The 14,084-nt window shown below is 66.0% G+C and carries 13 protein-coding genes; 2 read left to right on the top strand and 11 right to left on the bottom strand.

All coding sequences use genetic code 11. The features are described 5' to 3' along the window. Window positions 1-13: 13 nt before the first annotated feature. Entirely contained in the window at window positions 14-964 is a 951-nt protein-coding gene (locus tag IEW02_RS12760) for a 5'-3' exonuclease (RefSeq protein ID WP_188545109.1), read from the top strand. A 1-nt stretch (window position 965) separates the two neighbouring features. Here the strand turns inward: IEW02_RS12760 and IEW02_RS12755 are convergent, their stop codons facing one another. The 7 genes from IEW02_RS12755 to pafA form a co-directional block, all read right to left on the bottom strand. Next, complete coding sequence (locus IEW02_RS12755) at window positions 966-1,667, bottom strand: DUF4333 domain-containing protein (RefSeq protein ID WP_188545108.1); 702 nt, start codon at window positions 1,665-1,667, stop codon at window positions 966-968. A 52-nt stretch (window positions 1,668-1,719) separates the two neighbouring features. Beyond that, window positions 1,720-4,440, bottom strand: a complete 2,721-nt coding sequence (locus IEW02_RS12750; protein ID WP_229745974.1) for a DEAD/DEAH box helicase — start codon at window positions 4,438-4,440, stop codon at window positions 1,720-1,722. A gap of 25 nt (window positions 4,441-4,465) precedes the next feature. Further along, complete coding sequence (gene tatC / locus IEW02_RS12745; protein WP_188545106.1) at window positions 4,466-5,425, bottom strand: twin-arginine translocase subunit TatC; 960 nt, start codon at window positions 5,423-5,425, stop codon at window positions 4,466-4,468. A gap of 21 nt (window positions 5,426-5,446) precedes the next feature. Further along, the gene (gene tatA / locus IEW02_RS12740; protein WP_188545105.1) at window positions 5,447-5,716 is read right to left on the bottom strand and encodes a Sec-independent protein translocase subunit TatA; all 270 of its coding nucleotides are present in this window, start codon (window positions 5,714-5,716) and stop codon (window positions 5,447-5,449) included. Between the two features lie 97 nt (window positions 5,717-5,813). Then, complete coding sequence (locus tag IEW02_RS12735) at window positions 5,814-6,776, bottom strand: helix-turn-helix transcriptional regulator (RefSeq protein ID WP_188545104.1); 963 nt, start codon at window positions 6,774-6,776, stop codon at window positions 5,814-5,816. After that, window positions 6,773-7,771 carry a helix-turn-helix transcriptional regulator gene (locus IEW02_RS12730; protein WP_188545103.1) on the bottom strand — a complete coding sequence of 333 codons (999 nt, stop codon included), beginning with the start codon at window positions 7,769-7,771 and terminating at the stop codon, window positions 6,773-6,775. The genes IEW02_RS12735 and IEW02_RS12730 overlap by 4 nt, the downstream gene beginning before the upstream one ends. Window positions 7,772-7,796: 25 nt before the next feature. Further along, a complete protein-coding gene (pafA, locus tag IEW02_RS12725) occupies window positions 7,797-9,155 on the bottom strand; it encodes a Pup--protein ligase (RefSeq protein WP_188545102.1) in 1,359 nt (452 codons plus the stop codon). Window positions 9,156-9,222: 67 nt separating this feature from the next. On the opposite strand from pafA, the gene IEW02_RS12720 reads away from it, so the two are divergent. Continuing rightward, window positions 9,223-10,713: a bifunctional phosphatase PAP2/diacylglycerol kinase family protein gene (locus IEW02_RS12720; protein WP_229745973.1), complete on the top strand. Its 1,491-nt coding sequence runs from the start codon at window positions 9,223-9,225 to the stop codon at window positions 10,711-10,713. On the opposite strand, the gene prcA is transcribed toward IEW02_RS12720, so the two are convergent. From prcA to dop, 4 genes are all read right to left on the bottom strand, one after another. Then, window positions 10,689-11,438, bottom strand: a complete 750-nt coding sequence (prcA, locus tag IEW02_RS12715; protein ID WP_188545101.1) for a proteasome subunit alpha — start codon at window positions 11,436-11,438, stop codon at window positions 10,689-10,691. The two genes, IEW02_RS12720 and prcA, sit on opposite strands and share 25 nt — an antisense overlap. After that, window positions 11,435-12,277 (bottom strand): proteasome subunit beta, encoded by an 843-nt coding sequence (gene prcB, locus IEW02_RS12710; RefSeq protein ID WP_229745972.1) that lies wholly within the window; start codon window positions 12,275-12,277, stop codon window positions 11,435-11,437. The genes prcA and prcB overlap by 4 nt, the downstream gene beginning before the upstream one ends. After that, window positions 12,274-12,468: a ubiquitin-like protein Pup gene (locus IEW02_RS12705; protein ID WP_188545100.1), complete on the bottom strand. Its 195-nt coding sequence runs from the start codon at window positions 12,466-12,468 to the stop codon at window positions 12,274-12,276. Before IEW02_RS12705 ends, prcB begins: the two co-directional genes overlap by 4 nt. A gap of 93 nt (window positions 12,469-12,561) precedes the next feature. Further along, window positions 12,562-14,061 (bottom strand): depupylase/deamidase Dop, encoded by a 1,500-nt coding sequence (dop, locus tag IEW02_RS12700; RefSeq protein ID WP_188545099.1) that lies wholly within the window; start codon window positions 14,059-14,061, stop codon window positions 12,562-12,564. Window positions 14,062-14,084 lie beyond the last annotated feature (23 nt).

Here is a 14,084-nt window from a genome sequence, read left to right as displayed (position 1 = left end):
ACAGTATGGGTTCATGACCGACGACCGCGGCACCGTATTGCTCCTGGACGCAGCCTCGCTGTGGTTTCGTGCGTTCTACGCGCTCCCCGAATCCATCACTGCACCCGACGGTCGGCCGGTCAACGCCGTTCGCGGTTTCACCGACATGGTCTCGTCGTTGATCACCCGTACGAACCCGACTCGTGTGGTCGTGTGCCTCGATCTCGACTGGCGTCCGACGTTTCGGGTGGACCTCGTGCCGTCGTACAAGGCGCATCGAGTTCTGAAGGAAGTGTCGACGGGTCCGGACGCGGAGGAAGCGCCCGATGCGCTCGGTCCGCAGGTGAACCTGATCATGGAAGTCCTCGACGCGGCCGGTATCGCGGCGGCAGGCGCCGTGGGTCTCGAGGCGGACGACGTGCTCGGAACCTTGGCCGCGCAGGAGCGGACAGACAACGTCGTGGTGGTGAGCGGCGACCGTGACCTGTTGCAGGTGGTGTCGGACGACCCGGTAGCGGTGCGGGTGCTGTACGCCGGCCGAGGCCTGGCGAAGGCGGAGTTGTTCGGGCCGGCCGAGGTTGCCGAGCGGTACGGCGTACCGGAACACCGGCCCGGACCCGGTTATGCGGAACTTGCTCTGCTGCGCGGAGATTCGTCCGACGGACTGCCCGGCGTGAAGGGCATAGGTGAGAAGACGGCGTCGACGTTGATGCTGCGGTACGGCTCGCTCGAGGCGCTGATGGACGCGGCCGACGGGACCGATCGAGACCTGGCGGCCGGTGTCCGCTCCAAACTGCTGGCCGCGAAGGACTACATCGAGGCGGCTCTGCCCGTCGTGCGGGTGGTCACCGACGCCGACGTGACCGTGTCCCGCTCCGACGAGCTTCCCACCGAACCCGTCGACCCCGACCGCATCGACGAGTTGGCTGCCGAGCTGGGCATCGAGAATTCGATCGCGCGACTCCGTAAAGCGATGGCGCGCTGAGCTACTGCGGCCTGCTCACTTCGTAGGTTCCACTGTCGTCGGTGAACTTCACGGTGACCTCGCGGGCCTGACCGTCCACACTGAGCGAGCAGGTGAACTCCTTGTCCGACTCGACTTTCTGTCCCGACGGGCACGACACGTCGGTGACATCGGTGGCGCCGTAGGACTCGGTGACGATCTTCTCGACGCCGGCTTCGGCGGCGGCGTTGTCGAGGGTGTCGCCGCCGACCACGCCCGTCAGTCCGAGAACCGCAGCAACGATCGCGATGAGCGCCACCAACCCGATGATGATGAACAGCGGCGCCTTCGACTTCTTCGGCGGCTGCGGCGCGCCCGACGCGTTCCACTGCTGGTTGCCTTGCGGGTACCCGTACTGCTGCGGTGGCTGCTGGCCGTACCCGGGCTGCGCGTACCCCGGTTGTCCGTAGGCCGGTTGGCCGTAGGGCTGCTGACCATACGCGGGCTGCCCGTACTGCTGCGGCGGCTGCCCGTACGGCTGCTGGCCGTAGCCGGGCTGGCCGTACTGCGGCTGCGGCTGCGGCTGGCTGTACGGCTGCTGCCCGTACGCCGGCTGGCCGTAGGGCTGCTGACCGGTGTCGGACGCCGGAGGGAACGCCTGCGTGGGATCTGGCGACGCCTGCTTGTCGGCGTCACCCGAGCCGGCACCGCGCCACTGCTCGTTCGGGTCGTACGGGCCGGTCATCGTCGCCTCCAGGAAGCCGTCGCTCGAATCTGCTGAATCCTACGTGTGTGCACTATGCGGCATCGACGGCTACAACGCCACGCCGGATCGCCGAGATCGCCTTCGTGGCAGCGCCCGTCACCTCGTCGTCGGGTGACGCCGATCGAATCTGATCGAGCAGATCGATCACCTGACGACACCACCGCACGAAGTCGCCGCCGGACAGTGCCCGCCCCTGCTGACCGGCCGCCATGAGCACGTTTTCCAGAGATTCCTTGCGCGCCCACTTGTAGACAGCGATGACGAAGCCGTGGTCCGGCTCGCGAGTCGGCGGCAGTTTGTGCCGGATCTCGTCCGAACGCAGCTCGCTCCACAGATGAACGGTCCGTGCGAGTGCGTGCCGGATTGCGCCCGTCGGGCCGTGTGGGGGCGCCGATTCACCGTCCTGCCGCGATTCGTAGACCACCGACGACACGACCGCCGCCAGTTCCGCCGGCCCGAGCCCCTTCCACACCCCGGCCGCGAGGCACTCCGCCACGAGGAGATCGGACTCGGAGTAGATGCGTCCCAGCTTCGACCCGCGCTCGGTGACCTCCACGTCCGGTTCGTCGGTCAGGTAACCACGCTCGCTGAGCAGAGACAGAATCCGATCGAAGGTCCGCGCAAGCGAATTGGTCGTGGACGCCACCTTCTGGCGCATCGACTCGGTGTCGCGCTCGAGTCGGCTGTACTTGTCGGCCAGGCGGGCCAAGTGATCGCGATCCGGCCACGAATGGCACGGATGGGAGCGCACTGCACGCCGCAACGCGCCGAGTTCGCGATCGTCGGCTGCGGTGGACTGGTGTCGTCGCCCACGCCCCGGCGCGACGATTCCGGTGCCCCGCAACGCCGACGCCAGGTCCCGGCGCGTGCGCGCGGTGCGGTGATCGACGTGGCGCGGTAGTCGCATGTGTCCGAGAGAACTGACGGGAGTGGGGAAATCGGCGGAGGACACCCGTCCGGCCCACTTGTCCTCGGTCAGGACCAGCGGTCGGGGGTCGGCGGAGTCGGTGTCGATTTCGAGCACCACGGCGAGTCCGGACCGCCTGCCCGACGGGATCGAGATGACGTCGCCCCTGCGCAAGGTGACCAGGGATTCGACCGCGTCGTTGCGGCGGTCGGTGCGGCCCTGCTGTTCGAGCGTGCGCTCACGTGCCTTCAAACGGGCCTTGAGCATCGTGTACTCGACGAACGGGGAGTCCTCCCCGCCGAGCTTCTCCAGCAGATCGCGGTGCGACTTCTCGTTGCGTTCGATGCCGCGTACAAGGCTCACCACGGACGCATCCGCCTGATACTGCGCGAAGGAGCGCTCCAGAAGCTGCCTCGACGCCGGAACGCCCATCCTGTCGACCAGATTGATGGCCATGTTGTAGGACGGCCGAAAAGAGCTGCGCAAGGGGAAGGTTCGCGTCGACGCGAGTCCGGCGACCTCGGTGGGCTCGACACCCGTCTGCCACAGCACGACGGCGTGTCCCTCGACGTCGATACCGCGCCGGCCCGCGCGTCCAGTCAGCTGGGTGTACTCCCCTGCCGAGAGACTTGCGTGTGTTTCGCCGTTGTACTTCACCAGTCGCTCGAGCACGACGGTGCGCGCGGGCATGTTGATGCCCAGAGCCAGTGTCTCCGTGGCGAATACGGCTTTCACCAGGCCCTTGACGAACAGTTCTTCCACGGTGTGCCGAAAGACGGGAAGCATGCCGGCGTGGTGGGCGGCGAGTCCGCGCTCGAGCGCCTCGCGCCATTCCCAATAACCGAGCACTTCGAGATCGCCTCGCGGGATATCGGCGGTGTGCCGGTCGATGATGCCGGAAATTTCCGACGCCTGTTCCGGCGTCGTCAGCCGCAGTCCCGATCGCAGGCACTGCCCCAGCGCGGCATCGCATCCCGCTCGGCTGAAGACGAACGTGATCGCCGGCAGCAGCGCTTCGGAATCGAGAAGTCGAATGACCTCGGGCCGCGGGATGGGCCGCGTCTCCGGCCGACCACCCCGCGACGGACCGCCGCGACCACGTCCGCGCGGCTCCCAGGATCCCATTCGCTCGGCGGCGACTCGTTCCTTGACGTGCCGTGCCAGATCCTTGTCGACGATGGTTCCCTGCGGCCCGTCCGACGTCTTCACGTCGAAGAGGTCGAAGAGTCGGTGTCCGACCAGAATGTGCTGCCACAGCGGCACCGGCCGCTTCTCGTCGACGACGACGGTGGTGTTGCCGCGCACGGTTTCCATCCACGCGCCGAACTCCTCGGCGTTGCTGACGGTCGCCGACAGGCTCACCAGCCGGACGTCCTCCGACAGATGCAGGATCACTTCCTCCCACACGGCGCCGCGGAAGCGGTCCGCCAGGTAGTGCACTTCGTCCATGACGACGTGGGAAAGCCCGCGCAGCGCGGGTGACTCCGCGTAGAGCATGTTGCGCAGCACTTCGGTGGTCATGATCACGATCGGCGCGTCGGAGTTGATGCTTTGGTCACCGGTGAGCAATCCGACGTACCCCTTGCCGTACCGCGCGACGAGTTCGGCGTACTTCTGATTGCTGAGCGCCTTGATCGGTGTCGTGTAGAAGCACTTGTTTCCCGACATCAACGCCAGATGAACAGCGAATTCGCCGATCACGGTCTTACCGGCGCCGGTCGGTGCGCACACGAGGACTCCGTGACCGTCCTCGAGCGCGAGACACGCGCGTTGCTGGAACGGATCGAGAGGGAACGGCAGGCCCTCCACGAACTTGGTGAGTTGGGGCCCGGCTTCGACTACCACCACTCCAGGTTAGAGGTTGTCCCGACTAGAGGGTGTCGGAGTAGTCCGCGTCGGCGCTGTGTCGCACCGGCGCCGGGGCCTCGACCGGCGACGCCGAACCGAGTGGCGTGGCACGGGCGTCCAACGGAGACGCCTCGTCGTCGGAGAGTGCACCCCATTCTTCGCCGGCTCGTCGTGCTCGACGCTTGTCGGTGATGCGGGCGATCTGCACGGCGAACTCGAACAGCACGGTCAGTGCAAGCGCCAGCGCGAGCATCGAGAAAGGGTCCTGGCCGGGTGTTGCCACGGCAGCGAAGACGAACAGCGCCATGATCAGTCCGCGCCGCCACGCCTTGAGCTTGGCGTAGCTGAGCACGCCGACGGCGTTGAGCGCGACGATCAGAAGGGGGATCTCGAAACTGACACCGAAGATGACGAGCAGGTTGATGACGAACCCGAAGTACTCGGCACCGCTCAGGGCGGTGACCTGCACGTTGTCGCCGATGGTGAGCAGGAAGTGCAAGGCCTTCGACACCACGACGTACGCGAGAACCGCGCCCATGACGAACAGGACGGCCGCGGCGCTCACGAACGCGATTCCGTAACGACGTTCCTTGGCGTAGAGGCCGGGAGTCACAAACGCCCAGATCTGGTAGAGCCAGATCGGGCACGCCATCACGACGCCGGCGGTGATACCGACCTTGAACCGGAGCATGAACTGCTCGAAGGGAGCGGTGGCCAACAGCCGGCAGGATCCGTCCTCGGTCAGGTACGCGCGGGACTCCGGCGGAAGCGAGCAGTACGGCCCGCGCAGCAGATCACCGAGACTTTCGATACCGAACAGGGTGTGCGAGTACCAGAAGAACCCGACGACGGTCGTGACGAGAATGGCGAGCAACGCCCACAGCAGGCGAGTACGCAACTCGTAGAGATGCTCGACCAGGGACATGGTCCCGTCGGGGTTGACTCGCCGCTTGCGTTGCCGCGGATCCAGGGGAATTCGCACCGTGACGTACGCGTGGGTGGATCAGGCCGACTTGGACTCGGGATTGTGCGCGTTGCCGGTGGTGTACGGCGCCTCGACGGGGGGAAGCTGCGCGGGCGGAGTGACGGTCGACGCCTGCTCGGTCGGCGCCGAGGTGTCCTTGCCGTCGTTCTGCATTTCCTTGACTTCGCTCTTGAAGATGCGGAGCGAACGGCCGAGACCGCGGGCGGCTTCCGGCAACTTCTTCGAACCGAAAAGAACAACGATGACGATCAGAACGATCGCCCAGTGCCATGCGCTCAACGCACCCATAACAAGACCTCCCAGATCAGATGACACCAATGCTACCGGAGATGGGTCCCCCCGACGGGATCGCCTTTACCGCTCGAGTCGACAGTTTGCGCGATGTTCACGTCGAACTCGTATCGAATTCGTCGTAGAGGGACAAGGCTTCTGCCGCTCGCACACCGACCAGGTCGACCAGTGTCGACGGTCCGAGCACTCGCACTCCCGCGCCGAATCCGAGGACGAGTCGTGCCATCCAGTCCTCGGTGGCGAACCGCATCGTGACCTCGACGAATCCGTCCTCGCGCACCGCGGTCTGGGTCATCGGGTAGTAGTCGAGAATCCACACGTGGTCCGGTGCCACCGCCAGGCTCGCAAGGGGTAGGGCCGGATCGTCCCGGAAGAGATCGAGCGCGTCCGAGTCGTCGACTTCGTGTGGCGGCGCGGAGGGTTCGTCGCGTTCGGTGGCCGCGTCGATCCGATCGAGGCGGAAAAGGCGGACACCTTCGGCGCTGCGGCACCAGGCCTGCAGGTAGCTGTGGTCGTCGACCAGCACGATCCGGATGGGATCGACAGTCCGCTCCGACACGACGTCGCGCGAGGCGGAGTAGTAGGTGATGTCGAGTGCGTGTCGTCTGGTCACCGCACCGCGCACGGTTGCGACAGTGGGACTTTCCGCGGCGGCCACGTGCGTTCCGGCCTTGGACGCCGCCGCCCCCGCAGCCTGCTCGATCTTCGCGATCGCGTGCTGAGCAGCGGACGGGTCCACCATGCCCGGCATCTCGACGAGCGAACGGAGCGCCACGAGCAAAGCGGTCGCCTCCGTCGACGTCAACCGCAGAGGGCGGTCGATGCCGGCCGAGAAGGTGACTTCGATGCTGTCCTCCGAGAACGACAGATCGATGAGGTCGCCGGGTCCGTAACCGGGAAGTCCGCACATCCACAGCTGATTCAGATCGTCCATCACCTGCTTGGCGGAGACGCCGAGCTCGGCAGCGGCGTCCGCAGCGCTGATACCGGGGTTGGCGATGAAGTAGGGAACCATGTTCAGCAATCGCGCCAGCCGCGACGACAACCGCGCTGTCATGCCGACCTCGAATCATGTTGCTGCGCAGCGACAGTCAGCTTGGCCCTGACGTCGGCACGCAACTCGGCGGGATCGAGGACGACTGCATCGGCGCCGTGCCCGGTGATGACCCGAGCGATCCACTCCCACGACCGGACGGGGATCCGTACGACTACTCCGCCTCGCTCACCGACGGTGCGCGGTCCGTCGTCGCTGCCGAGCCGGCGTAGTTCCGCGGCACGGCCGTCGGCGACCCAGACGCGCGCCTCCCCCGCTACGTCACCGGTGCTCGCGACACGCTCGACGATGGCCTGCAGGTCGACGCCGTCGGGCTTCTTCACACTTCCGGATTTTCCCACCAGGGTGACGTCGTCGCCGATACGGGACAACCGAAACGTCCTGACGTCGCCCCGGTCCACGTCGTGTCCGACGAGGTACCAGCGACCGCCGTGCGTGACCACACCCCACGGCTGCACCGTGCGCGTGATCCAGTCCGACGTCGGCGACGAGCGGTGCGGAAACGTGACGGCGCGTCCGTCGTCGATGGCGGCGAGAAGTTTGCCGAGCGCCGGTTCGGATCCGCGGGTTCGCGCGGGCACGGCAGTGATCGACGCCGGCAACTCGTCGGAGTCGACCTGTACCCCGGCCGCACGCAGCTTGAGCAGTGCGCTCTGCGCAGCGGACGTCAGCTCGGGTGATTCCCACAGCTGAATCGCGACGGCGACTGCCGCTGCCTCGTCTTGCTCGAGGTCGATCTCGGGGAGTTCGTACGCGTCGCGGTTGATCCGGTACCCCTCGACCGAGGAGAACTGAGACGACATCGACGTCTCCAACGGAATACCGAGATCACGCAGTTCGTTCTTGTCGCGCTCGAACATCCGGCTGAACGCGTCGTAGCTGGCGGACTCGGAGTACCCCGCAACGGAATCGCGAATGCGTTCGGCCGTGAGGTACTGACGTGTCGAGAGAAGGCAGATCACCAGGTTCATGAGCCGTTCGACTTTGGAGATCGCCACCCACGAAACCTTAGTGGTACCGCGCTCACATGGACGCGATGAGCCGTTCGACGCGCTCGTCCACCGACCGGAACGGGTCCTTGCACAGGACGGTTCGCTGCGCCTGATCGTTGAGCTTGAGGTGGACCCAGTCGACGGTGAAGTCGCGGCCGGCTTCCTGCGCCGCGGTGATGAACTCGCCGCGCAGCTTCGCGCGTGTCGTCTGCGGCGGCGTGTTCACGGCCTCGTCGATCTGCTCGTCCTCGGTGATGCGCTTGGCGAGACCCTTGCGCTGGAGCACGTCGAAGACTCCGCGGCCCCGCTTGATGTCGTGGTACGCCAGGTCCAACTGTGCGATCTTCGGATCGGACAGCTCCATGTCGTACCGGTCCTGGTAGCGGTCGAAAAGCTTGCGCTTGATGACCCAGTCGATCTCGGTGTCGACCTTCGCGAAGTCCTGCGCTTCGACGGCGTCGAGCGTGCGTCCCCAGAGGTCGACGACCTGCTCGATCTGCGCGTTGGGTTCGCGCGTCTTCAGGTGCTCGACGGCGCGGGAGTAGTACTCGCGCTGAATGTCGAGCGCACTGGCCTGGCGTCCCCCTGCCAACCGCACCGGTCGGCGGCCAGTCAGGTCGTGGCTCACCTCGCGGATCGCCCGGATCGGGTTGTCGAGCGCGAAGTCCCGGAACGACACTCCGGCTTCGATCATCTCCAGAACGAGCGCGGCGGTGCCGACCTTGAGCATGGTGGTCGGTTCGGCCATGTTCGAGTCACCCACGATGACGTGCAGACGGCGGTACTTCTCGGCGTCGGCGTGCGGCTCGTCGCGGGTGTTGATGATCGGGCGCGACCGCGTGGTCGCGGACGACACACCTTCCCAGATGTGCTCTGCGCGCTGCGACAAGCAGAACGTGGCTGCTTTCGGCGTCTGCAGAATCTTCCCGGCTCCACAGATGAGCTGACGTGTGACCAGGAAGGGCAGCAGCACATCGGAGATCCGCGAGAACTCGCCGGCCCGCACGACGAGATAGTTCTCGTGGCAGCCGTAGGAGTTACCCGCCGAGTCGGTGTTGTTCTTGAACAGGTAGATGTCCCCGCCGATACCTTCTTCGGCGAGACGCTGCTCGGCATCGATCAGCAAGTCCTCGAGGACCCGTTCACCGGCGCGGTCGTGTGTGACGAGCTGGACGAGGCTGTCGCACTCCGCTGTCGCGTACTCCGGGTGCGAGCCCACGTCCAGATACAGCCGGGCGCCGTTGCGCAGGAACACGTTGGAGCTGCGTCCCCACGAGACCACCCGCCGAAACAGGTAACGGGCCACCTCGTCCGGGCTCAGCCGGCGATGACCGTGGAAGGTGCACGTGACACCGAACTCGGTCTCGATACCCATGATTCGTCGCTGCACAGTTCGACAGTACAACGGTGGGACGACACGCATCGGGCGTCGGTTGTCACCACCTAGGCTGGGCCACGTGAAGCTCAGAACCGTGACCCGTCGTGCACGCGCGGCAGACCTTGCTCTGGTGCGGGCCGTGTCGTCCTCGCGACCGCTCCTCGGGGATGCCGCGCTGCGTCGGTTGTCCCAGTCCGCGAACCACAGTCGATTGTGGATCGTCGTCTCGCTGGCTCTGGCCGCGTCGGGCGGATCACGCCGCCGGGCGGCGGTGCGCGGGCTGTTGTCGGTGGTCGGCGCGAGCGCGCTCGCGAACGGTCTCCTCAAGCCCATCTTCCCGCGTGACCGGCCGCCGGTGGATTCCGCACCGGTGTTGCGCCGGTTGCTCGATCCGCCGCTGTCGTCGTCGTTCCCGTCCGGACACTCGGCCTCGGCAGCAGCGTTCGCCGCCGGTGTGGCTCTCGAATCCCCGGCGGCCGGCCTGGCCATCGCCCCGCTCGCTGCCGCCGTCGCCTATTCGCGGGTGCACGTGGGCGTGCACTGGCCGTCCGACGTGGTTGCCGGCGCCGCACTGGGCACAGCCGTGGCGCTGTCGACCCGTCGATGGTGGGCCGTGCGGTCGGAAGATCCCGCCGAACTCGCATCGGGAGGAAACGCACCCGCACTCCCGGGCGGCGAGGGCATGGTAATCCTGGTCAATCCCAGTGCGGGCGTGCGCGATTCAGATCAGAACACCGCCGGAATCGTCGCGATGCTCGAGGAGCACCTGCCCAAGGCCGAGTTGTTCGAACCCGACACGGACCGCGACTTCGCCGAGCAGCTCACCGAACGCATCGGTGCCGACACACAGGCGCTCGGCGTCTGCGGCGGTGACGGAACCGTTGCGACCGCGGTGGGCGTGGCCATCGAGGCGGGCCTGCCGCTGGCGGTGTTTCCGGGCGGAACGCTGAACCACTTCGCACGCGATACCGGTCTGGTCGACGTCGAGGCCTGCGCTCGCGGAATCGAGACCGGTGAGTCGGCGATGGCCGACATCGGGCACGTCAGTGTGGACGACGAGCCCGGTCGCTACTTCATCAACACCGCGAGCATGGGCGGTTACCCGGACTCGGTCCTGCTGCGCGACGAGTGGGAACCGAAGATCGGCAAGTGGCCTGCGGCAGCCGCAGCGATGGTCGCGGTTCTGGCGGTCGCGAAGCCGCTGGTCGTCAGTATCGACGGGCGGCGCGAATCGATCTGGATGATCTTCGTGGGTAACGGCAAGTACGCGCCGGCGGATCAAGTTCCGATGTCACGTCCGTCGATGTCCGGCGGGGTGCTCGACATTCGGTACCTGCGCGCGAACATGAAGCTCTCACGCACCCGGCTGCTGTTCGCTGCGTTGACCGGGACTCTCGGATCGTCACCGACCTACACGCACCTACGGGAGCCGTCGATTCGTGTGCAGGATCTGCAGAAGACGTTGACGGTTGCAGTGGACGGCGAGGTGTACGGCGAAGGCCGAGCGTTCGAATTCGACGCCCGGCCTTCACTGTTGACGCTATATCAGCCCGTCGGCAACAAGTCCTGAAGTGCCGCGCCGGCGATCCGCCGGAACGCGCGGCGCGGGCGGGTCTGCTCGAGCACTCCGACTTCGAGGGCGGACACCTCGAGAATCCGCTTCTCGGGTGTCGGTTCGGCGCTGCCCCCGTTGGCGGCGACCGGAGCCGGCGCCGGTGACGTGCCGTCCTGCAGGGCGTTGACGGCAAGCGCGACAGCAGCACCGAGATCCAGACCGGAACGGTACTGCTCCTTCAGCGCGGTGGAGATCGGCTCGGTGGCGCCGCCCATCACCACGAACTCGGTCTCGTCGACGATCGAGCCGTCGTACGTGATGCGGTAGAGCTGCGACCACGACGGGTCACCCACGTTGCCCACCTCGGCCACACAGATCTCGACTTCGTAGGGCTTGAGCTGCTCGGTGAAGATCGTTCCGAGGGTCTGCGCGTACGCCTTAGCGAGGGACCGTCCCGTGACGTCGGCACGGTCGTAGGTGTAGCCCTTGGTGTCGGCGTGCACGATGCCGGCACGGCGCAGGTTCTCGAACTCGTTGTATTTGCCGACGGCAGCGAATCCGAGTCGGTCGTAGAGCTCGCTGACCTTGTGCAGTGCCGACGACCTGTTCTCGGCGACGAACAGAACTCCGTCGGCGTAGGTCAGCACGATGACACTTCGGCCACGCGCAATTCCCTTGCGCGCCAGCTCCGATCGATCGCGCATGATCTGTTCGGCAGATGCGTAGTACGGCATCGTCATCGCAGTTCACCTCCCTGATTCGCGCGGTCGGACAACACGGCACGTGCGACGGCTTCGGTGCGCGATTGCGGCGCGAACGTCGCCCCACCGGCGCCGATGACCACTGCGGTCGGATAGATCCCGCGGGTGATGTCCGGTCCGCCGGTAGCTGAGTCGTCGTCGGCCGCGTCGTAGAGCGCTTCGATGGCGACACGAAGTCCGTCGTCCTCGGACATGCCGGGCGAGTAGAGCTTCTTCATCGCCGCCTTGGCGAACAGAGAACCAGATCCGACGGCGTGGTAACCCGAGGCTTCCTCGTAATGGCCACCCACGACGTCGTACGAGACGATCCGGCCGGCCTTGCGGGCGTCGGCGGCATCGAGGTCGTATCCGACCAGCAACGGGACCACGGCGAGACCCTGCATGGCAGCACCGAGGTTGGCGCGGACCATCGACGACAGCTTGTTCACCTTGCCGTTGAAGGTCAGGGAGACGCCCTCGATCTTCTCGTAGTGCTCGAGCTCCACCGCGAACAACCGGACGAGCTCGATGGCCATGCCCGCGGTACCGGCAATGCCGGCCGCCGAGTACTCGTCGGTGATGTAGACCTTCTCGACGTCGCGACTGGCGATGAGATTGCCCATCGTCGCTCGGCGATCGCCCGCGAGGATGACTCCGCCGTCGAACGACAACGCCACGATGGTCGTACCATGCGGCGCGATGTCCGAATTGGTCTTTGCATCAGCGGGATTCATGACGCGATTCTCCGGGAGAAGTTCGGGTGCATGCTTACGCAGATGGTCGGTGAACGAGGACAGATTCGAGCCGAAGGGCAACGCGAGTTCGCTCTCCGCCGTCACTGGCCGCCCTTTTGGACGTAGGCACGCACGAAGTCCTCGGCGTTCTCCTCGAGGACGTCGTCGATCTCGTCGAGCAGATCGTCGGTCTCCTCGGCGAGCTTCTCTCGTCGTTCCTGGCCCGCTGCACCGTCGACACCGGTTTCGTCATCGTCGTCGCCACCGCCGGAGCGTGTGGTCTGCTCTTGTGCCATCGCCGATCTCCTTGTCCTACGTCGACCCGCTGATGAGTTACGCGAGCGAATCCTCAGCCTACCGAGCCGGACAGCCCGCAGGGTGGCAACACGTCAGTTGGTGAGTTGATCGACCAATTCGGCCGCCGAATCGACCGAGTCCAGCAGCGCCCCCACGTGGGCTTTGCTGCCGCGCAACGGTTCGAGAGTCGGGATCCGGACCAGCGAGTCTCCGCCGAGATCGAAGATGACCGAATCCCAACTGGCCGCGGCGATGTCCTGACCGAACCGGCGTAGGCACTCACCACGGAAGTACGCACGGGTCTCGGTCGGCGGGTTGCCGATGGCGTCCAGCACCTGCTGCTCGGACACCAGCCTCTCCATCGAGCCACGAGCGACGAGGCGGTTGTAGAGACCCTTGTCGAGGCGGACGTCCGAGTACTGCAGATCCACCAGATGCAGCCGCGGCGCAGACCATCCGAGGTTCTCCCGATTGCGAAACCCTTCCAGGAGGCGGAGTTTGGCCGGCCAGTCGAGCAGGTGAGCACAATCCATCGGGTCGCGCTCGAGCAGATCGAGAATCATCGCCCACTTCTCGATGATGTCGTCGACGCGCGGATCCTCCTCACCACGAGCGTCGACGAACTTCTTCACCCGGTCGAGGTAGATGCGCTGCAAGGCGAGCGCCGTGAGTTCACGTCCGTCGGCCAGTGCAACCGTTTGCCGCAGCGTCGGATCGTGACTGATCAAGTGCACCGCGGTCACGGGCCTCGCGAGCTGCAAGTCGCTGAGATCGACTCCCCCCTCGATGATGTCGAGGACGAGAGCGGTGGTGCCGACCTTGAGGTAGGTGGCCATCTCGGCCAGGTTGGCGTCGCCGATGATGACGTGGAGCCTGCGGTACTTGTCGGCGTCGGCGTGCGGTTCGTCGCGAGTGTTGATGATGCCGCGCTTGAGCGTCGTCTCGAGTCCGACCTCGACCTCGATGTAGTCCGAGCGCTGCGAGAGCTGGAATCCGGCGTCGTCACCCGCCTGGCCGATCCCGACGCGGCCTGAACCGGTGATCACCTGGCGGGATGCAAAGAATGGGGTCAAACCCGTGATGACCGCGGAGAACGGCGTGTCGCGGGACATCAGGTAGTTCTCGTGCGTTCCGTACGACGCACCCTTGCCGTCGACGTTGTTCTTGTACAGCTGCAGCCGCGGGGCGCCCGGCACGCTCGACGCATGGCGCGCAGCGGATTCCATGACGCGTTCTCCTGCTTTGTCCCAGATCACGGCGTCCATCGGGTCCGTCACCTCGGGTGCGGAGTACTCCGGGTGCGCGTGGTCGACGTACAGCCGTGCGCCGTTGGTGAGAATCATGTTCGCGGCACCGACCTCGTCGGCATCGATCACGGGCGCGGGACCACTGAACCGCCCGAGGTCGAACCCGCGCGCGTCTCGCAGTGGCGACTCCACCTCGTAATCCCACCGGGTGCGTTTGGCGCGCGGCACTCCAGCGGCTGCGGCATAGGCCAGCACGGCCTGGGTGGACGTCAGGATGGGGTTGGCCGAGGGTTCTGTCGGAGACGAGATTCCGTATTCGACCTCGATGCCGATGATCCGCTTCATCGGTCGAGCCTAGGCGATCGACC

Source organism: Rhodococcoides trifolii (genome assembly GCF_014635345.1).
Lineage (GTDB): Bacteria > Actinomycetota > Actinomycetes > Mycobacteriales > Mycobacteriaceae > Rhodococcoides > Rhodococcoides trifolii.
Note: the sequence above shows the minus strand (reverse complement) of the source record. Positions and strands in the feature narration are given on the sequence as shown.